We start from the raw sequence: 20309 nt of genomic DNA on the forward strand, positions 1-20309 counted from the left end.
CCGAACCCGAACCCGAACCCGAACCCGAACCCGAACCCGAACTAAGCCGCGATGTTGAGGAAACGGAATCGCCCGCAACGTCACCGGACGAACCGGAGGTCGCCGAACCGGCGTCCACCCGCCCGGCGATCCAGCGCGGCGGCAGTTTGTTGGGGCGTTCACCGCCACCACCACCGCCCGTGCCGCCACCACCGACTGATCGCTCAGATGATGAGAGCGCCGACCCGGATTCGCTGCCTTACGAACCGGGCGAATTGTTGTTGGTCAGTGCCGATATGGCGGGTGCCCAGTCGGCGGCGCGGCAACTTCAGCGCTATGAGTTGCGCATCAAATCCCGCCAGCGCCTCGATAACCTGGGGTTGGTGATCAGTGTGTTTCGCCTGCCTCCCGGTGCAAACACTCCGGCACTGGTGGCTCGCGTGCGCCAGGACCTTCCCGATCTGGACCTGGACACCAACCAACGCTACCAGTTGCTCAGTGACCGGCGTCGCTACGCACAGCGGCTGATGGCGTGGCCGGAGTCGGCCGGCGTTTGCCGGGGAGCCTTCCGCATCGGCATGTTGGACACCGCCGTGAACGACCGGCATCCGGCGTTGGTGGACGCCAATCTGACACGTCGGGATTTTGTCCGCGGTGAGTCCGCCGAGCCCGTACACGGCACCGCCGTGGCCAGCTTGCTCGTGGGAACGGCCGAGTCGGAAACGCCGGGGTTGTTGCCGGCCAGTGAGCTCTGGGCGGCGGAGGTTTTCCGGCAACGCGGCGATCACACCGACACCAGTACCGAGATTCTGTTGTCGGCGCTGGACTGGTTGGTCAGCCAGCGGGTTCAGGCCATCAATCTCAGCTTGGGGGGGGAGCGCAACCGGGTGTTTGAGCTCGCGTTGGAGAATCTGCTTGAGAAAGACATTGTGCTGTTGGCAGCCGCAGGCAATCAGGGGCCGGGTGCACCACCGAGTTACCCGGCCGCCCAGCGCGGGGTGATTGCCGTGACGGCGGTCGATGCCGCCGAACGTCTGTACAGCGAAGCCAACCGGGGCGATTACGTTGATCTGGCCGCACCGGGCGTGGATGTCTGGGCCGCCAATGGCGGAAGCGCCGGCCGCTACCACACCGGCACTTCCTTTGCGGCGCCTCTGGTTACGGCGGCGTGGTTGCTTGCCGAGAAACAGGGTGTGGACCTGATGGCAACGGCCAAGGACCTGGGTGCTCAAGGGCGGGATGACGCCTTTGGTTGGGGCTTGGTGCAGGTTGGTGATTGGTGTCATTGAAAAGACCTTTTCACGCAAAGAGGTAGGACGCTTTGATCGTAAGTCGCGTTCTATTGAGCCAAGGTTCAAAGGTTTCATTGGAGTTGGTTCATAAAAAAAGCCGGCTGGGAACAGCCGGCTTAAGCGGTAGGTTGATTGACTTACTCGGGGCAGGCGGCACCACCGTTAGCATCTGCACACTGGAGCTCCAGCTCAACGTTCTGGCCCTGAGTGAAAGTCTCGTAGGGATCAAACGCGTAGGTCATTGAGCCGTCGTCTCCGGTGGCCATGATCTGGACCCATTCGCCTTCGGCGGACATGCCCTCCGGAAAATCCAGGGTGACCGAGTCACCCAAGGCGACGGCCGGGAAGTTGCCGATCTCCAGGTAGCCCACTCGGTTGCCTTCCACGAACACTTCAATGTCACAGCTGCTGGCGGAGCTTTCCGGCCCGTTGATGCAAGAGAGGTTGATACTCTGCGCCGCCGCGCCCAGTACCGTTTCTTCGTCCAGAATTACCGAGACACTGCTAACCAGACCGGTTTCCATGGCGCCGGAGAGTTCAACGAATTGACCATTCTGGCTGTAAGCGCCGTTGGACTGAGCGGACCATTGGATCAAGGTGGCTTCCGCCGGAACGGTCAAAGTCTGAGTGTCCTGAATCGTGACATCACTGTCGGTAAACACGGTGCCGTCCGATAGGGTCGCGACCACATCAACAATGCAAGGGATGCTGGTTCCGGATTCGGCCAGGCACTGGACGTTCACTTCTTCGATCGGGGTGATTGCCAGTGACACGGTGACGTCCCCAGTGATTGTCGAGGTGGCCGTGCCGTCTGCCACGACTTGCTGACCGTCAACGGTGATCGGGTAGGGCGTATCCGCGCTCCAGCTCAGCTGAGTGTTTTCATCCAGGTCGGGCCATCCGGTAACGATGGTTGCGCCCTCGGTCGGAACCGAATGTGTAACGGTTTGGGTACCGTCGGTGAGCGTGACCGAGCAACCCACCGAGGAGCCGTCAGGCAGTTCACAGCGCACGAGGTTTTCGCTGCTCGGCTCGCCCAGGTCGATGATGACATCCCCGGACATGTCCGTGGTTTTTTCGCCAATCAGGCCGAACTCGGAAACGGCGTACCAGTCGATGGTGGCGCTGTTGGGCATATTGATGATGGTGGCGCCGCCGGCGGGCAGTTGTCCTGCGCGCGTAAACACAGAGCCGTCGTCCAGTTGAACTTCGGCATTGATGCCACAGGGGACGGCACTGCTGTCGCCCAGCCGACACTCGACGTTAATGCTGCCGCCATTGTCGAACTTGAAGTCCCAGTTCCACGTGGAGAAATGGCTTACCTCGGCGTGGACCGCCAGCCCCACCGGCGAAGTGGCCGAGGCGACAACAGTGCCGGTGATGGTGTCGTCTTCTACCCACAAGCCCTGATCTTCGTCGAAGTGCCACATGGGGATGGTGCTGCCGATTGAGAGCGCTTCATTGTTGATACTATCGACTGGCAAGTCCATTTGAATCTCGGCCGTCGCGCTGGGGGCAAGCTGCAGGTACTCGCCCTCGGCGTTGTGTACATCCACCGTGATCATCCCGGCGCTGATCAGCTCCGCCGAGTCGCCTCCGGCGTCCAGGGCCTGGCCATTGCCGGGCATGGCGTTGAGTTCGTCACTGGTGATGTCCCAGGGGGTAATCTGTATGGTGGCTTCACCGGAGGCGAGCTCGCCATCGGGTGTGACGAAGGCATTGGCGGGGAAGGTGATCCGTGCGCCCAAATCGACGGTGCTCAGGGTCCGCGCCGCTTCAATGTCCTCCAGGCTCAGAGTTTGTTTGATGGGCGTCAGGCGAATTGACATCACACTGTCGTCCTCGCCATCAACGTTCAACGTCTGGGGAATATACCCCTCGGCTTCCGCCCGCACCCGGTAAGAGTCCTGACTCTCGGGGCTGAATTGAACCTGGCCGGAGGCGTCGGTCTGGGCGGTATTGTCCTCGCCCAGAGTCACGGTGACATCCGACAGCCGGGCGCCGTTATGGGTTTGCACCATAAAACTCAGGTCGATGATCTCCGGCGAGGGTTCGGATGGGTCGTTATCGTCCACCGGGTTGGTGGGTAGTGGGTTATTGCTTCCGCCACAGGCGAACAGACTGCCGGCCAACAGGGCGACGGATAAGGCCTTCAGGCCGCTTGGGGTTTTGGAGGGGAGCTGATTCATAATAATTGCCTCTTCGGTGATGTGTGAGAACAGCATGTCCGATGAGGTAGTCGCCGCGAGTGCCAATCGGGTTCAAAGCGATAGTGAAAAAGGCAAATGCGCCCTGGTCTGGTTCCTGTTCCACATATGATCATATAGACTATAAGAAAGTGGTTTTTCCTCCTTGGCTTCTATGGCTACGCTGAGAGGGAGAGACAATTTTCGGAGAATCACCAGAGGTATAAGCAATGAATAAGACCCCTTGGATCAGCGCTCTGGCGTTGTTGTGTGCCAGCGTCGCCGCCACGGCGGATGTGCGCCTGCCACGCCTGATTGACGACGGCATGGTGCTACAGCGCGATACTCCCATTACGCTGTGGGGATGGGCCGACGCTGGAGAAGAAGTGAGCGTTCACTTTCTTGATAGGCGTCTGGGGACCACCGCCAACGACGAGGGTCGCTGGGAACTGACGCTCAAACAAGTGCCCGCCGGGGGGCCTCACGAGTTGGTGATTCGGGGAAACAATGAGATCCGGGTAAAGGACGTGCTGGTGGGGGACGTCTGGCTCGCTTCGGGTCAGTCCAATATGGAGCTCACTATGGCTCGTGTCCGGCCTCTGTATGAAGCCGAAATGGCCCAAGCCAACTACCCGAAGATTCGCTATTTCGAGGTGCCCGACCGCTTTGACTTTAACGCCCCCCAACAAACTCTGGACGGTGGCGAGTGGCAGACCGTCACCCCCGAGAGTCTGCCTGGGATATCGGCCGTCAGCTACTTCTTTGCGCGGGATCTGCACCGGGAACTGGATGTGCCCGTGGGTGTGATCAATGCCGCGCTCGGCGGCTCGCCAGCGGAAGCCTGGTTGAGTGAAGAAGCACTGGAGGCCTTTCCTGCCCATCTGAAAGAAGCTCGGCGCTGGCGCGACGAGGACCTGATTGAAAAGACCCGGGCGGCCGATCAAGAGCGGGCAGCGGCCTGGTACAAACGCCGGGACGAACAGGACCCGGGCTACAAAAATGGCAAAGCCCTCTGGGCTCAACCGGATGTGGATGACAGCGACTGGGAAACGGTCAATCTGCCGGGCTTCTGGGGAGACCCGGCAGAGGCCAACGGCGTCTGGTGGTTGCGCAGAACCATCGAAGTGCCTGAAAGCTGGGCCGGTAAGCCCGCCTTTTTGGAGTTGGGCCGGTTGGTGGATGCCGACGTGGCTTACCTCAATGGTGAACAGGTGGGGCAGACCGGTTACCAATACCCCCCGCGCTGGTATCCCCTCCCCGAGGGGCTACTCAAAGGTGGCGAAAATACGCTGGCGGTGCGGTTGACCAGCCAAAGTGGCCGACCGGGGTTTGTGGAAGACAAACCCTACGAATTGAGCTGGAAGGACGAGACGATTGATCTGACTGGTGAATGGCGCGTCAAGCAGGGCGCTCAGTTGGAGAGCCTGGCCCCCCAGACCTTTATCCGCTGGAAACCCATGGGCTTGTACAGCGCCATGATCGCGCCCTTGACCGATTATCCGGTGAAAGGGGTGATCTGGTACCAGGGCGAATCCAACGTTGGGCGTGCACAGGAGTACGCCGAGCTGTTCCCGGCGGTCATTGAAGACTGGCGCCATCAGTGGGATCAGCCCAAGCAACCCTTCCTGTTTGTGCAGCTGGCCAACTACCTGAAAGCGAAAGACGCCCCGGGTGATAGTGATTGGGCCCGACTGCGCGAAGCCCAGGATAAAGCGCTGGCATTGCCCGAAACCGGTATGGCGGTGGCCATCGACGTGGGCGAGTGGAACGATATTCACCCCCTGAACAAAGAGGCGGTCGGTTCGCGTCTGGCACTGGCCGCGCGGGCGGTGGCTTACGACGAGAAAGGTCTGGTGGCGTTCGGCCCGCGCTATCGGTCGCATCGGGTTAAAGACGAGCGAGTGATCATTCGCTTTGATTCGGTGGGGGATGGCCTTGAGTCCTGCAACGGCGAACCACTGGCGGAGTTTGCTATTGCGGGGGAAGAGGGCGAATTTGTCTGGGCCGATGCCCGAATCAAAGGCAAAACCGTGGTGGTCTCCAGTGACGCCATCGACAATCCGACGGCGGTTCGTTACGCCTGGGCCGACAATCCGGACGAGGCCAATCTCTGTAACGCCGAAGGGTTGCCCGCTGCCCCGTTCCGGACCGACCGGGATTAACGTGAGTACTAACTGACCGGAAGAGCGGTGCTGTTAATAGGACTTTTCAGCACGAAGGAGGAGTGCACACCGCTCACCCCCTCAATCCGGGTCAGTTTCTGCAGCAGGAATTGCTGGTAGGCGTCCATATCCCGGACGATCACCTTCAGCAGATAGTCGGCCGACTGACCGGTAATCAAATGACATTCCAGCACTTCCGGGTAGCCGGCAATGGTGTCTTCAAAGGCACTGAAGCGGTCCGGGGTGTGCTTGTCCATGCTGATTTCGATAAACGCCATCAGATGCAGCCCGAGCTTTCGGGCATTGAGCAGCGCGACATAGCCATCGATCAACCCCGCTTCTTCCATCTGTTTGACCCGCCGCAAACAAGGGGAGGGCGATAGGCTGATGGCTTCGGCCAGCTCCTGGTTGGTAATGCGGCCGCGCTTTTGCAGCGTTTCCAGGATTAAACGGTCGTAACGATCCAGTTCTTCTGTCATGGCAGCAGAATATTCCTATTAAAAGGTAAATATTGGAATATAATTCCAAAACGAATGCCTGAAGCAACATCTTAGCAATTTATCATCGCGTTGTAAGCCATATACTATCTCCATGCCTGACAGAGGAGGAGCGGCGGGCCACAAGCCCGGCCCTCTGGACTCAGGGCATCGCCACAAGCGGTGCCCTGAGTCCAACGCCCGACGCCTACCCGGCCGGGATCTTCCGCTCTCCCGTGGGCACGCCTGATACCCGTAAAACGCCTGAGCCCAATGGAGCCGAGCCATGATTGCCGACCCGTCCAAAAAATACCGCCGCTTTGAGCCGATCCAGCTCCCGGACCGTCAATGGCCCAACAAGGTGCTGGATAAAGCCCCCATCTGGATGAGTACCGACCTGCGCGACGGCAATCAGGCGCTGATCGACCCGATGAATGTCGACACCAAAATGAAAATGTTCAAAGCATTGGTGGCTATTGGCTTCAAGGAAATCGAAGTGGGCTTCCCGTCCGCTTCGGACACCGATTTCAACTTCGTCCGGCGTCTGATCGAAGAGGACCATATTCCCGGGGACGTCACCATCGAAGTGCTGACCCAGGCGCGGCAGGATCTGATCCAGCGCACGGTCGAATCACTGAAAGGCGCGCGCCGGGCCATCGTGCATATGTACAATCCTGTCGCACCGGCTTTTCGGCGGATCGTGTACAAAACCGACAAGGCGGGCGTGAAAGAAATCGCTGAGCGCGGCACCCGTTGGGTTAAGGAAATGACCGAAGCCCAGCCGGAAACCGAATGGGTGTACCAGTACTCCCCGGAAGTGTTCTCCAGTACCGAAGTGGAGTTCGCCAAAGAGGTGTGCGACGCGGTCTCCGCCGTCTGGCAGCCCACGCCCGAGCGCAAGATGATTTTCAACCTGCCGGCGACCGTGGAAATGTCCACGCCCAATACCTATGCCGACCAGATCGAATGGATGCACCGTAATCTGAACAATCGGGAAAGCGTCATCCTGAGCGTGCATCCGCACAATGACCGGGGCACGGCGGTGGCGGCGGCTGAACTGTCGGTCATGGCGGGTGCCGATCGGGTAGAAGGCTGCCTGTTCGGAAACGGCGAACGCACAGGCAATGTGGATCTGGTGACCCTGGCCATGAACCTCTACTCTCAGGGCGTCGACCCCGAACTGGACTTCACGGATATCGACCAGGTCCGTCAGCTGGCGGAAGAGTGCACTCAGTTACCGGTGCATCCGCGTCACCCCTACGCCGGTGAGCTGGTCTTTACCGCCTTCTCCGGTTCGCACCAGGACGCCATCAAAAAAGGTTTCGCGGTTCAGGACCCGAACGGTATTTGGGAAGTCCCCTATCTGCCCATCGATCCGGCTGACCTCAATCGCAGCTACGACGCGGTGGTACGGGTCAACAGCCAGTCCGGTAAAGGCGGCGTCAGCTTCCTGCTTCAGCAACAGGCCGGCTATGAACTGCCGCGCCGGTTGCAGATCGAGTTCAGTGCTGCCGTACAGAAAATCAGCGACGCCAGCAGCAAAGAGGTCAATAGCGGCGACATCTACAAGCTGTTTGATCAGGAATACCTGCAGGTCACTGCGCCCTATGGCTACGTCAGCAGTCGGGTCAGCGACGGGGAAGACGGCGTGGTGAAGACCCTGATTCTCGGCAAGTACCAAGGCAGCGAAGTCGAGTTGACCGGCTCCGGTAACGGGCCGATCGACGCCGCCGCCAAGGCCCTGGGGGAGCATGCCGGGCAGACCATCACCGTGGTGGACTACCACGAACACGGTCTGGGCGCCGGTTCTGACGTAGCCGCCGTCTGCTATGTGGAAGTCAAAGTGGGCGAGCACAAGCCCGTGTTCGGTGTCGGGCAGGACAAGAACATTGTCGCCGCCGCCATCAAGGCCCTGATCAATGGGGTCAACCGGGATATTGCCCAGGCGCACTGACCTTTCGTTGAAAAAAGCGTCAACCATCTGGGTAGGCGCTTTCTTTTCACCTATACTTCGGTCATATGTGTTTCACTATTTGGCCTTCCGATGCCCCTCTCATTTCTGCCTGATTATCGAGTCATCGTGCTCGGAGTGCTTGCTGTTCTGGCCATCGGCCTGTGCGGCTCATCACTGATGGCGCAGACCACCCCCGACGCCACCGTGAATGTGGGAAATGTGAAGCGAGTGTCATTGACCGGTCGGGCGGAACTCTGGTCGGCAAGCCCCGAGTCCCAGCTGGCTGACGCGATTGCGGGGGAATATAAACCACTGGCCGCGGCCGAGGTGAACCAGGGAATTTCGGGCCACGCCTTCTGGGTGCGCACGCGCCTGGTAAACCCCTCCGACATGGCCCGGGAGTGGGTCCTGGTACACGAGACCAGTTATCTGGACCACCTGGAAATCTACTATCGAAGCGCCGAAGAGGATCGATTCCTGCACCGGGCCCTGACCGACCGCGCTCCTTTCGACGCCCGGCCGGTCAACTATCGTACCCTGGCGTTCAGTGGTCGTGTTCCGGCGAACAGCCAAACTGAGTTATACATCAAAGCCTGGTACGAAAAACCTGACTCGGTCAGTTTGCAGTTCAGCCTCTATGAGCAAGCCCATTTCAATGTAGTACGCGCTCGGGAGAATCTGATATTTGGTGCCTACTATGGGGCGCTCGGGGTCATGATTCTGATTTCTCTGATGATCGGTTTGCTACTGCGCCGGCTGAGTGTGTTGAGCTACGCTGCGCTGTTGTTGGCGACGGGCACCATGTGGCTGTTACTGAATGGCTACGGCTTTCAGTACCTGTGGGCGTCACTGCCCTACTGGCAGAATGAAGGCTTCCACATTGTGTACCTCGGGTTCGCCCTTTTTGCCTTTGAGTTCTCCAAGCACTTCCTGGGCACCGCCAAGCGATTTCCAAGGGGCCACAAAGTGTTGCTCCTGCTTCAGGTGCTGTGCATTCTTGGCGTCGGGCTGCGACTGCTTGGCTGGTATGGTCCGATACTGCATCTCTCATTTGCGCTCTTGGCAGCGGTCGCCATCCTATTGCCTGTGCTCAGCGCCATGGCATGGTGGCAGGGGCTGCGTTATGCCCGCTGGTACTTTCTGGCCTGGTTGATCTACTCCTTCAGTCTGTTAATCGTGTTGACCAGCGCTTACTGGAGCGTGATGCCGTGGGGCATGCAGTGGCTTACGGTATTGCAGGTGGGCAGTCTGCTGGAAACTGTCTGTCTTGCCGTCGCCCTCACTGAACGGCTGCTCAACCTGGAGACCGAGCGACGTCATGCCCTAAATCTGGCGCAACAGGATCCGCTGACCGGTTTGGGCAACCGCCGGTTACTACAACTGGAGTACGAACGTTTTCGCCATCGACACTCAACGGATGGGAAGCACTTGTTCCTCATCATGATTGACCTGGACCATTTCAAACAGATCAATGACCGTTACGGTCATGACGCGGGTGATAAAGTGCTGAAAGAAGTGGCCCGACTGCTGCGCCAACACAGTCGTGACACCGACGTCTGCATTCGTTATGGCGGTGAGGAATTCGCGTTGTTGATCAAAGCCGACTCAATCGATATGGCCACGGTCGTGGCCGAGCGTATCCGCGAAGAGTTTGCTCAACATCCCACGATCTATCGGGGCCAGCCGATTATTCACACCTTGAGTTGTGGTATTACCGCCGTGCAACGACACGGTGAATCCATGTCGGTCACCGATATGATGAAGCATGCGGATCAGGCCCTATATGAGGGTAAGGCGGCGGGGCGCAATTGTACCGTTGTTGCTCGGGACAATGAATGGACCCGACCCACCGCCACACCGGTCAGGCCTTAATGAATCGAGCAAAGGAGTAAGAATAATGAGCGATACCGACCTGCGCGACCATCTGGCGGTGGAGCGGACACACCTCTCCAATGAGCGCACCTTGCTTTCCTATATCCGAACGGCACTGTCGTTGGAGATTGGTGGCGCTGTTGTACTGAAGTTCCTCCCGGAACAACCCTTTCTCAGTGTTTTGGCCTGGGTCGGTATTATCGGTGGAGCTGGTATTGCCGTTATCGGGGTCTATCGTTTTTTGAAAGTCAGAAGTGAAATTCCCAAGGTTCAAAGTTAGTTGGCCATCACTCGATGCGCTGTTTCCAGTCGGGATACTGATCCTGGAGCAACGCACGTCACCGGTTCGCTGGTAGGCATGGGACAGGCAGGTAGTTTGAGGATAGATATTCCGCTTATCAAAACTGGCGTCCACATTGTCCTTCAAAGCGGTAGCAGCCCCTTCCTCCTCCGAACTCAGGACTCTTTGAGGATGAATGTTTTCCCGCCGGCCTCCGCTGCGACGTTGATGCAGAAGAATGTTATCCGCAATGGCTGTAGTGCTAGTGGCCTTTTGTAAAGGGGCGCATCAAGCCGCTCGGTCTTGTTGTACCAGTGGTTAATAGCGTCCGAAAAGCCTTCCAGTGAGACGGTTCTTGGGGTGCTTCAATGGTAGAGAAGCTCCCCGTTGCTAATGCCGTTGCCAGAAAGATCGTGTGCGCCAATGAGTATTTTGTCGTCATAAAAATTCCACTTCGTAAGTCATACTGTCCTATGATGCTTCAGATTGGCAGCAGGAAGATGTTCCGCAAATACCGCTATTTTCTAGGACCTTTGTAGGCAACTAGACCTGTCAGCTATTAAAAATAATAGCAGTAAAAACCGTTTGAAATTAAGCCAAAAAACCGCCACCTTGCGCTTGAATTGTGTCTCGGCCTGTGCAAGTATCAATAAAAATTGCTGCCAGAAAAACCGTTATTCCTATCACAATCAACCAAAAAACGGGCTTTCTGAGATAGCAAAATAAAAAACGACTCAACCATTGAGCGCTACAACGGCGCTTGAAAAACTCAGACTTGAATTAACAAAAAAGAAGTCAGTCGAGGGAGACAAAATGTTTCAGAAACGTATGCTGTCACTGGCGGTGTCGCTGGTGGCGTGTGGCTCTCTGCCCGCCTTTTCTCAAGATCAAGCCTCCTCACAAGAGGATAAACCGCTCGAAGAAATCGTCGTTCAGGGGGTCCGTGCGGCGGAACTCAATGCGCGTGAGATTGAGCGGAACAAAGATATTTTCAGTTCCGTAATCTCCCAAGACGATGCCGGCAACTTTGCTGACCAAAACGTTGCAGAGGCATTGCAGCGTTTGCCTGGCGTCACTCTCCAAAAGAACGACGGTCAAGGCGAGTTCGTTAACGTACGTGGTTTGGGGCCGAGCTTTGTCGGCGTCAGTCTAAACAACTCTGAACTCGCCTCTTCCAGTACCGACAATCGATCGGTAGCGCTCAATTCAATACCGGCCGACTTGATGGGATCGATCGAGGTCTTCAAGTCACTGACACCGGATATGGATCTCAACTCCATTGGTGGTCGTGTCAACGTGAATTCTGTAACCGCATTCTCGCGCGGAGAAGACAGCGTTCGTCTTAGCCTTCAAGGCGCCATGCATGAGCAACGTGGTGAATTCTCGCCGAAAGCGACCTTGCAAGCCACCAAACTTCTGGCCGATGAGACGATCGGCATTGCGGTTTCACTCTCGCATGAAGAGCGCGCCACTGAAGTCAACCAGATCTTCCATAGCACCAGTAACGATCTCCGCTTTTTGCGTGTCTCCCAACCTCAGTTGGGCGATGACAGCAACAATCGCGAGAACAACGCAAGAAGCTCGCTGGAATATCTTCAGGAAGGTGTGGTTGACCCCTACATTGATGAGCCCCGAATCCTGGCTCCCTGGGAGTTCGAAGTACGCCAGGATGAAAGCGTACGGACAACCACTGCAGGTACCTTCAATCTTGAATGGCGACCGACTGACAACAGTGAGTACTTCGTTCGCTATGACCACTCCACCTTCACCGATGAAGAGTTGACCTTGCGCGAGTACTTCCGATTTGGTCAGGGTGACGCGCGTTATGTGTCCTATGTGAATCCTGAGAATAACAGTTTTGCTGTTTCTGATACGGATTTGCAGCAGCATGTGTTTATTCAGGAAGCTGAAGATCAGACGACGACGTTCGCGTTGGGCGGCGAAAACAATATCGACCTCTGGACTGTGGATTACGAGTTCCATAATTCGGTGGGGGAGCAAACCAACCCGGATGATCGACGGGTACAGTTCCGAATCCAGTCTCTGCCGATGTATGCCCGGTCTTTCCAAGACGACATTGAGGCCCAAGTACTGTCGCGCACACAGATTCGCGCATTGGCCGAACAATCAGGCGCGGTCATTCCAACATCCGGTGTTCCCGGAACCGGGGGCTATGCGGGGTTCCCCGGGTATGAGCTCGACGAGCGTCGACAGGAAGCCTTTGTGTATGACGGAATCTACTTGGAGGACGGTTTCCGGGAAGATGAGGTGGAACAATACAAACTGAATGTTCGTCGTGATTTTGAAGGCGGCTTCATCAATTATTTCAAGGCCGGTATTCTCGCCAAAGAACGTACGCGGAGTCGAGATCGGGCCCGTTGGAGTGTCAACCCAAGTGATTACCCCTTCGCCTGTGAAGGTGACGAAGAGTGTCTGACCTGGGCAAACACGGGGATTGGTCGTGGCGACTTCGAAACCTATACACCTCGAAATCCTCGCTTTGACCACGACTTTATCACAACAGCAGATGCCGAAAATCTACTCGATATTACGCGTCAAATTCCACTGAATCTGGATCCAAACCGGAGTGGCCACGCAAGCAAAAGCGATAACTACTCTATTTATGAAGAGAGTAATGAAGCTTACCTGATGGGTGAATTCAACCTGATGGACAACATGTGGCTGATTGCCGGTGCTCGCTATGTCGAGACGGAATTCGGTTCCACGGGTTGGTTTACGCTTCGCCACGATCGCTTCCAACGGGAAGACGGTGTGGTTCGGGATATTGTAATGCCCCTGGGCGATCCTGCTACCGGCGGATTTGTCGTCAATGAGTACGATGGTGTCTATCCGGGTCTGCATTTGCGTTGGGAGCCGACAGACGACCTGTTGGTAAGAAGCTCCCTTTGGACCAACTACAACCGTCCTGATTATGATGACGCCAGTGCCGATGCAGGGTTTGACGGCCGGGTCTTCATGAGCGCAGCGGATCCGATAGAGGGTCGGGACAACTGTAGCGACAACCTGCAGGACGATCTGGGTGCCCCCAACGATGGTTATGTAGAGTTCATATCACAGAATTTCACCCTGTGCGAAGGCAACGCTCTGGAGTTGGGCAACACCGATTTGAAGGCCATGGAAGCCACTAACTTCGATGCATCGGTAAGCTGGTATGGACCCAACGGACATTTCGCTGAATTGGCGGTTTTCTATAAACAGATCGATGACTTCATTGTTGAAGTGAGGGGCATTGACGTCTCGAGAAATGATCTTCCAGGATCGGTTCGGGTGGCGTTGGATCGTATCGATTCTTCAGATGGCGGCGAGCCGTCTATTACGGAAAATGTGTTTCGTATAGAGGAAGACTATGTTTTCCAGGATGTAAACACAACGCTCAACGGGGACACATCATCCGTGTACGGTGCGGAAATCAGCTACTCGCGCTACTTTGAGAACAACTTCTTTGTCAACGGCAATATGACCCTGCTTAGCAGTACCGCTGATGCGGGGGAAACAGTTCGTGCGGATGATATCAGACTGCCTAACCAAGCAGATCTGACGGCCAACCTGACTTTGGGTTGGGAAAACGAGATGTTCTCTGCGCGTCTGATCCAGAATTATCGCGGTGAAGTTCTCAAGCAGATCGGTTCCTGCTCCGCAGCCGATATCCAGACCGATAGAGAGTGGGCGGCGCTGAACGATGCCAGCAATCCTGACGCTCTTGAAGGCGCTGCTGGCTCAGGTGTGGTTTATCCTGAAAATTGCCGGCGCTGGGCAGACGTGTTTCACGATGAGATTTTCGGTCTGGACTTCAAGGCCACATATAACCTGAACGAAGACATTAAGTTCTACTTCGACGTCCTGAATGTGACAGAGGATGTAGATGTCTTCTATTTCCGTGGAAATGACTACTCCAACGGACCGGTGATGTATAAATCAGAAGGGCTGGGCCGAACCTTCCAGGTGGGGGCGACCATTCGCTTCTGGTAAAAGAACTCGTGGTTGATCACCCTGCTTCGAGCAGAGTGATCAACTAGGGTGTAGAGAGATATCATTAGATAAAAACGTAGGAGATCAACCGTATGAAACTTAAATTACTCGCAGCATTAATGCTGGGCAGCACCCTTGTCGCTTGCGGCGGTAGCAGCGGCGGCGGCGGTGGTGGTGGGGGCGGCAATGACGACCCCGATGACATTCCGCAAGATGATCCGCCCGAGGAAGGCACTCAGATTGAGATTCAGAATGAGACCTTACCTCTGGTAGAGAACTTCGAGGCGACCTCCACCCTTGATTTCTACAGTGAGTCTTATAAAGCACTGAATACCCCTGCATCCAATACCATTGCGGATGAAGACGGCAATGAGTCCACCCTGACTGACCCGCATCCGTCTTTCTACTATCCGACCTGCTGCCTGTGGGCAGAAGATCCAGACACCGGTGAAGTGTCCATTGGTGAAGTCGATCCGGAATCCACTAGCTGGATGGCAGGCAATGGTCATCTGGCCCTGATCGATAGTGCGCGGATGAGCATCGGTCAAATCCTGTCTGATTTGACTGACGAGAACGCCAACGACAGAAAGAGTGATACTAGTGATGGCGCTGAAGGCGCGACTGCTGAGTTGGGAAGCTGGGGTGAGCTGGATCTGAGTGAACCCTACCGAGTCTCATTCTGTTTGAACGACAATGGCCCCTGGGGCTCCGGCTTCAGTAACCTGGAGCTTTATGTCGATAACAACAGTGGTGGCCGTCAGGCAGACTCACTGTGGAGCACCGCTTCTTTGCTGCTGCGTGAAGAAATCGGCACCTTCCAGGCCGGTAATCGCGTCGTCGTAGACGTTCCCGGTGACGCTTACATGATGGATAACGAAGGTAACCGTGTTGGAGACACCATCGCTGTTATTCCGGCACTGGACGGTGACAGCATGCCTGTCGGTACTTCCACTTCTTACTTGCAGTTGCGGGTGAGCAGCGGTGGTTACGCGGTCATCAGCAACCTGGTGGTAGAGCATCAGGCAGGTGACGCCGTGGAATACGCCACTTGTGAAGTGAACGAGGAGTATGTGCAGCCGCCGCAGTTTGAAGGTGTTGCTTTTGAAGGTCTGCCGCTGAGTGTGAATCTGGATATGAGCTTTGAAGAATTCTTCGGTGAAGAAAACGAACTATTCCTGGCGTTTCCAGATGACCTGACCAAGCCGTTCTACAACCCGCGTGCTGGCTCCTCTCGCATGTATGTTGCGAACAATGCTATTACCTGGGGCGACGGTCGCTTCTATGTTGGTCATGATGAAGGCACCGGTCTCGACGCCGTGGGTGGCATTGACTTGAGCCAGCCGTATACCGTCAGCTTCACGGTTAACAAGGCGAACGATGCGGGCGGCAACTTCATGATATATGTAGACAATACCGAGTCCGGCACGGGTAGTGCGGAAGATGGTTGGAACTCTGTGCATGAAGATGCAACCAGTATTTACTCCACAACTCTGGACACGCTTACAGACGGTCAAGAGGTGGTCATCGAATCCGATGTCGGTACGGCAACGTCCTTCTTCCAGTTCCGCTGTGATTCTGGCTGCGGGCAACCAGAGGGTCCGGATTCAGAGCTGGGTATTACTCTGAGCGACATCGTGATCCAGTATCAGGGTGGCAATGGTGGTGACACCGGTCTGATCAATGAAGCGTTTGAAGGTATCACTTCAGAGGACTTCTACAGCACTGAATATCGCCACGTATCCACGGATGCCAGCACCTCCTTCTATTACGAGACAGGCGGTACCACCGCAGTAGTAGATGGTGTTCTGAGCTTTGATTCGTCTCGCTTCACAGCGGGTGATCGGACTCGTGCCGCTACTACGTCCGAAACAACTGAGCCTCAAGGTGATATGGATCTGAGCCAGCCGTTCCGTATTCAGTTTGATGTGGTTGCGGTAAACACCGTACCGGTTGAAGAGGATGCGACAGCTAACTTCTTTATTTACCTGGACAACAATACGACTAGCTCTTCGAATTCCTTGCATGACTTTGACTCTCGTATTGTAAATGTAGACTCTCGTTCCTATGAGGTAGGGCAAACCTACACATACGAGATTACCGAAGAGCTTGGTACCACTGAATCGTTCCTGCAGTTTCGTTGCGAATCCGGTTGTGCCATCGATATTGACAACCTGATCGTCGAACCGATGTAAGCTTATGTAAATCCATAACTCCCCCGGCGGAAGCCGGGGGAGTTATCAACTTCGAGCTCTTTTACATGAGGTATTGTAACGTCGTAAGAAGTCGACGGGAGGTTCACCAGTATTAGATAGGATGTCACTTATGAAAAGCACACACCTAAAAGCTATTCTGTTGTTAAGTTTTATTGTCCTTCCTCCTAAAGCCCTATCAGAGACGGAGACAATCACACTATTGGTTCTCTACCATCCTGAAGTACTCCAACTAGAAACCCACCAATCCATCATTTCTGAGGTATCACAACAAGTTCAGACTATTAATCAAATCTATGAAAATTCGCAAATAGATATGGAGTTGGAAATAGTACATTTTGATGATTATGAAATTGATTTCGACGATTATGAAGAACTAGTTCTTAATTATCAGAGCGATACTGATATTAAAGCTTTACGAAACGAATATTACGCCGATTTTGTAGTTTATTTCGCGACATGGAATATGAGTGATGAGTACGCCTCACTAGGTAATGCTCTTGGGAGTGGTTCTCCGGAAGGTGCGTATACTCTTATTCGCTGGAACGCTTGCTGGACTTGGTCAGGATGCGATAACGCCATGGTGTTAGCCCACGAGTTGGGACATACAATGGGATTGACTCACAGTACAATGGATGGCTGGACATACGATTATGGGAAAGGCCACGGTTTTGAGGGAAGTGGATCCAAGGCCGCTTTCGCTACTATTATGGCATATACAAGTGAGTTTGGTATTGGAGACCACTATGATAAAGAGTATGTCTATTCCAATCCCGATATTATGTGTCCATTAGATGCGGAGCCCTACGCACAATCGCCTTGTGGAGAAGAAGGAGAAGCGGATTCGGCAAGAGCTCTAAACAATTCAAAAGAAGATTTATCGAAGTTTCGTCGAGAGATACCGAGTTCTGTTTTTGTTTCCGGTTATGATATGGACGCCTATACGTTTAATAGCCCTAAAACTGTAACAATCAGTTACCCAAGCCATGATGAATATACCGAAATCTCAAGAGTGATGGTTGTAAAAGATAGCAATACGATTGTTGACGAATATACTTATCAAAACAACTATTCTTTCACATACCAAGAGGGGTCCTATACGGTAGTTGTTCAGCATTGCGAGGATACGTGGGGCCCAGCATTTTGCTACACACAGGGCCAAGTGAAATTTGAAGCCCAATGATTTAAGCTGTAGTGCTTGTTCAAGCTAAGCAAACCCTGAAAAGGTTTCTACTTTCAGGGTTTGCTTAGGCAGCGCAGATCACCTGTTTTTCAACGACAACAACAAATCCCGAGTCAACCGAATACCTTCGGCTTCCGAGTGTTTGTCCCCCTCGTACTCCACACCGATCCAACCGCTATAACCCACCGCCATCACGATGTCGATCATACGTTCGAAGTTGATCGTTGTTTCCGCTCCCTGCTCATTGAAGGCATAGCTCTTGGCGCTAACCGCCTTGGCGTAGGGCATCAGCTCACGCACACCCTGGTAGCGGTCATAGCTCTCCCCGGTTTCCCGGTTGATGGTGAAGTTACCGAAATCCGGCAGGGTGCCCACACGCGGGTGGTTAGCGGTTTCCATCACCTGGCTCAACCAACGGGCGTTGGAGGAGAGGCCTCCGTGGTTTTCCACCAGTACATTCAGACCCAGAGGCTCGCAATACTCGGCGAGCTTCACCAGGCCGTCAGCGGCCCGCTCGCGCTGTTCATCCCAGGAGCCCGCGCTTTGAGCGTTCACCCGAATTGAGTGGCAACCCAGTCCGTGGGCGGCGTCGGCCCATTTTTTGTGGTTGTTCACGGTTTCCAGCCGCCCGGCCTCGGTGGGCGCACCCAGGGCACCTTCGCCATCGACCATGATCAACAGGCTCTGAACGTTCTCATTCTCGGCACGGGAGCGAAGATCCTGGACCAGCGTGTCGGACAGCTTGTCCTTGTAGAACTGATTGACGTACTCGATCCCACCGATGTTGAACTCCTGGCGGGCGATCTGGGCGAAATTCATCGGGTCCGCCTCGCCGCTGAAAAATCGCCGGTGCAGGGACCACTGGGCCAGGGAGATGTCGTAGGTGTTCTGTTTGCCGATCAGGTTCATGCAGCCGGGCAGGGTACTGACTGCCGCCAGGGCTGCGGAGGCTGTGGCCGCCTGCTTGAGAAATTGCCGTCTTCCGAGGTGTATCCGGTCCATAGGGGCCTCACTTTATTGTGAATTGTGTGGGTTCGGTATCAGTGTGGAAGCCCGCTGCTGCCGGAGTAACCGGTCACAAAACGAGCTCGCAACTCAGCATTGTACCCCGAATTTTGCTGTGATTTGGGGAGGATGACTGGGCCGTTTGTGCTTGTAATCAATAACTGTTATCAAACGAATGTTTTGTAGTTACTTTTGGTTATAAATCGGGACTATTCATAGCGTAATATTCTGAATGAAGACGATTGCAGGAGCGGTGAAGTGCGTTAAGCTTGTTACAATGGCGCAATATTCAACAAAGTGACCTTTATGGCACATAATCGCTCTCTGCTGTTTCTACTGGCCGCGATCATCGGGACGTTGATCGCGATCGTAGCGCATCCTCTGGTTCCCGACAGAGAGCTCTCGATCGTTCCGGAGCCGGACCTGGACGTCATTTTTGCCCTATACGGCGACAGTGTCGAAGGCGGGCCGAGCCATTCAGAGTGGGTGGGCCCCGAGGAGGATCGGCTCTGGCGCTGTCGGGTTGAGGAGGAGGGCACCCCCGTCTATTGCGGCATGAACATTATTCTCTCGCACGACCCGCTCAAAGGGCTGGATCTGACTGCCTACCACGCTGTGGATCTGCGCCTGCACGCCGACGGTCATGACAAGAAAGTCCAGTTCTTTATGCGCCACTACGACGAGCGCTATTCCAACCCCGACGACAACAATAGTGCTCAGTTCAACAAGTTTGATTTTTTGCCGGGCGAGCTTGATGGGTCGATTCATCTGCATTTCGAGGAGCTGAACCTCGCTGATTGGTGGAGCCGTGAGCGTTTGTTGCCCCGCGAGTTGCGTCGTCCGGCCTTTCACAACGTGATCGCTATTGGTATTGGCTACTCCGACGCGATGACCCCGGGAAACTATGACGTAAAGATCGAGCGCATATCCTTCGTGGGCGACTGGATTTCGGCCGAGTTGTGGTATTTGAGCATTCTGTTGTTCTGGCTGGCAGGGCTGATGATCTGGGCACTTCGCCGGCTGCGCCTGTTGGCGGTCAAAGCCCGGCGTCAGAGGCGCAGCCTGGACCTTCTCACCAATCGCAATGAAAGCCTGAAAGAGGAAAGCGAGCGTTATAAGCATCTTTCATCTCGGGATCCGCTCACCGGTGCCTATAACCGCTATGGCTTCGAGCAACGGTTGTCAGAGTTGCTTCATAGTGAAGAGTTTCACCCCCTGGCCCTGATTTTGCTGGATGTGGACCATTTCAAGCAATTCAATGACACCTATGGCCATGATGTAGGAGATAAAGTCCTGCGCCACTTGGTGAACCTGCTCGATCGACATACCCGTCAGCAGGATGTGCTCTGCCGCTGGGGCGGTGAAGAGTTCCTACTGCTGTGCCCGGCGACTACGGTGGAGAACGCCGCTTGTCTGGCGGAAAAGCTCCGTTCGCTGATTGCCGAAGAGGGCCTGAAAGAAGAGGATATCGAAATCAGCCTGACCGCCAGTTTCGGCGTCTGCCAGTTGGCAGAGGGCGAGTCTTACGTGGATGCTTTCGTGCGTGCGGACCGGGCGCTCTACAGTGCCAAACACCAGGGGCGCAATCGGGTGGTTCCGGCGGACGCGTCTCAGTCACACTGAGTTCAGTTGACCGAAGCCGTGTCCTCGCATAGGCTTTAGCGGAACAATGGCGGGACCGCCGTTGTCTTGCCACCATGAATCGTCTATCGGCAAAAAG

At 55.2% G+C, this 20309-nt stretch carries 12 protein-coding genes; 9 read left to right on the plus strand and 3 right to left on the minus strand.

Translation table 11 applies throughout. The features are described 5' to 3' along the window. Window positions 1–1268, plus strand: a 1268-nt coding sequence (locus G547_RS23965; protein WP_281167766.1) for a S8 family serine peptidase, incomplete at its 5' end; no start/stop codon positions are given. Window positions 1269–1408: 140 nt separating this feature from the next. On the opposite strand, the gene G547_RS22660 is transcribed toward G547_RS23965, so the two are convergent. Further along, window positions 1409–3460 (minus strand): carboxypeptidase-like regulatory domain-containing protein, encoded by a 2052-nt coding sequence (locus tag G547_RS22660; protein ID WP_157209837.1) that lies wholly within the window; start codon window positions 3458–3460, stop codon window positions 1409–1411. Between the two features lie 227 nt (window positions 3461–3687). Between G547_RS22660 and G547_RS0110335 the strand changes: the two genes are divergently transcribed. Next, a complete protein-coding gene (locus G547_RS0110335) occupies window positions 3688–5619 on the plus strand; it encodes a sialate O-acetylesterase (RefSeq protein WP_084645873.1) in 1932 nt (643 codons plus the stop codon). Between the two features lie 8 nt (window positions 5620–5627). On the opposite strand, the gene G547_RS0110340 is transcribed toward G547_RS0110335, so the two are convergent. Then, window positions 5628–6098, minus strand: a complete 471-nt coding sequence (locus G547_RS0110340; protein WP_027329797.1) for an Lrp/AsnC family transcriptional regulator — start codon at window positions 6096–6098, stop codon at window positions 5628–5630. Window positions 6099–6381: 283 nt separating this feature from the next. On the opposite strand from G547_RS0110340, the gene leuA reads away from it, so the two are divergent. From leuA to G547_RS0110375, 6 genes are all read left to right on the plus strand, one after another. Next, window positions 6382–8049 carry a 2-isopropylmalate synthase gene (gene leuA / locus G547_RS0110345; protein WP_027329798.1) on the plus strand — a complete coding sequence of 556 codons (1668 nt, stop codon included), beginning with the start codon at window positions 6382–6384 and terminating at the stop codon, window positions 8047–8049. 90 nt (window positions 8050–8139) lie between these two features. After that, on the plus strand, window positions 8140–9921 hold the full coding sequence (locus G547_RS20935; RefSeq protein ID WP_084645875.1) for a sensor domain-containing diguanylate cyclase: 1782 nt from the start codon (window positions 8140–8142) through the stop codon (window positions 9919–9921). Between the two features lie 25 nt (window positions 9922–9946). Continuing rightward, window positions 9947–10201, plus strand: coding sequence for a YidH family protein (locus G547_RS0110355; protein ID WP_036188013.1), 255 nt, complete (start codon window positions 9947–9949; stop codon window positions 10199–10201). A gap of 813 nt (window positions 10202–11014) precedes the next feature. Beyond that, window positions 11015–14191, plus strand: a complete 3177-nt coding sequence (locus tag G547_RS0110365) for a TonB-dependent receptor (protein ID WP_027329801.1) — start codon at window positions 11015–11017, stop codon at window positions 14189–14191. A gap of 92 nt (window positions 14192–14283) precedes the next feature. After that, window positions 14284–16383: a hypothetical protein gene (locus G547_RS0110370; protein ID WP_027329802.1), complete on the plus strand. Its 2100-nt coding sequence runs from the start codon at window positions 14284–14286 to the stop codon at window positions 16381–16383. 130 nt (window positions 16384–16513) lie between these two features. Then, window positions 16514–17584 (plus strand): M12 family metallo-peptidase, encoded by a 1071-nt coding sequence (locus G547_RS0110375; RefSeq protein WP_027329803.1) that lies wholly within the window; start codon window positions 16514–16516, stop codon window positions 17582–17584. Window positions 17585–17662: 78 nt separating this feature from the next. Here the strand turns inward: G547_RS0110375 and G547_RS0110380 are convergent, their stop codons facing one another. Beyond that, window positions 17663–18586 carry a sugar phosphate isomerase/epimerase family protein gene (locus G547_RS0110380; protein ID WP_027329804.1) on the minus strand — a complete coding sequence of 308 codons (924 nt, stop codon included), beginning with the start codon at window positions 18584–18586 and terminating at the stop codon, window positions 17663–17665. Between the two features lie 309 nt (window positions 18587–18895). Here G547_RS0110380 and G547_RS20940 point away from each other — a divergent pair, with 309 nt between their 5' ends. Continuing rightward, the gene (locus G547_RS20940; RefSeq protein WP_051235222.1) at window positions 18896–20212 is read left to right on the plus strand and encodes a GGDEF domain-containing protein; all 1317 of its coding nucleotides are present in this window, start codon (window positions 18896–18898) and stop codon (window positions 20210–20212) included. Window positions 20213–20309: the final 97 nt, after the last annotated feature.

It is taken from the genome of Marinimicrobium agarilyticum DSM 16975, from assembly GCF_000423345.1.
GTDB lineage: Bacteria > Pseudomonadota > Gammaproteobacteria > Pseudomonadales > Cellvibrionaceae > Marinimicrobium > Marinimicrobium agarilyticum.